We start from the raw sequence: 955 nt of genomic DNA, 5'->3' as shown, positions 1-955 counted from the left end.
TTGAGCGTCGCAAACGTATCGCAGAGCGCGGGGCAGAGGAAGCTGAGCTTACTCGTGACTACACGGTTACCAAACGAATTTATGAAGACATGTTAGAGCGAAAAGAAAAGGCTCGTTTGTCGATGACCTTGAATGTAGAGGGACAAGGAGTTACCTATCGAATTCAAGAGCCAGCATTGCCGCCGTTAAACCCTGTGGGCTTACGTTTTCTTCATTTTGTATTATTAGGGCCTATTGCCGGATTCTTAGCTATTATTGGTTTAGCTGTTGTCTATATATTTGTTGATCAGAGAATTCGGTTTCCCGAAAAGTTGCATGAGTTTGATGTAGCTACATTGGCAGTTATACCACATATTAAGACATCTTTTACCAAGCGTGTAGTTAGAGTGGATATGATAATATGTGTGGTGCTTTCCATTTTAATTATGGGGGCTTATGTTGGCCTGGCATTTGCTGCAAAAGTAGGAATGATTTAAATGAGTGATATTTCTCATGGTGAACGCTCTAATGTGCATGGGTTAGATAATTTGCCCTCTAAAGATTCCCCAGAAATTGGTCGAATGGGAGAGGTTGATCGGTTTTCAGTTGAGGAGCTGGAGCAACTGAAGCTAATTAGTGGGCAGCGCACAAATATTAGAGTGCTGAATATATTTAGAGAGCTGCGCACCCAGCTAATGAAAAAAAGCAACAAAAAGAATTTTGTTTGCATGGTAACCTCCATTAGTCATCAGGGAGGAGCGAGTTATGTTTCGATGAACTTGGCAAGTGTTTTCGCGCTTGATAAAGCCAAGACAAGTTTACTTATTGACGCTAATTTATATGCGCCTAGCCTTGAGCAGTTAATTATTGGTGAGGCAGGGGTTGGTATAACGGACTACTTAAGTCATGCTAATTTCGATATCAAAGATGTTGTTTATGCTACGGGTGTGCCTCGATTGCGTGTCGTACCGATAGG

The 955-nt window shown here is 41.9% G+C and carries 2 pseudogenes; both read left to right on the top strand.

The features are described from left to right. Nucleotides 1-476, top strand: a pseudogene (locus tag A3761_RS28210) (hypothetical protein); the annotation flags it as partial. Beyond that, nucleotides 477-955, top strand: a pseudogene (locus tag A3761_RS24575) (hypothetical protein); the annotation flags it as partial.

The organism is Oleiphilus sp. HI0123, from assembly GCF_001635315.1.
Note: the sequence above shows the minus strand (reverse complement) of the source record. Positions and strands in the feature narration are given on the sequence as shown.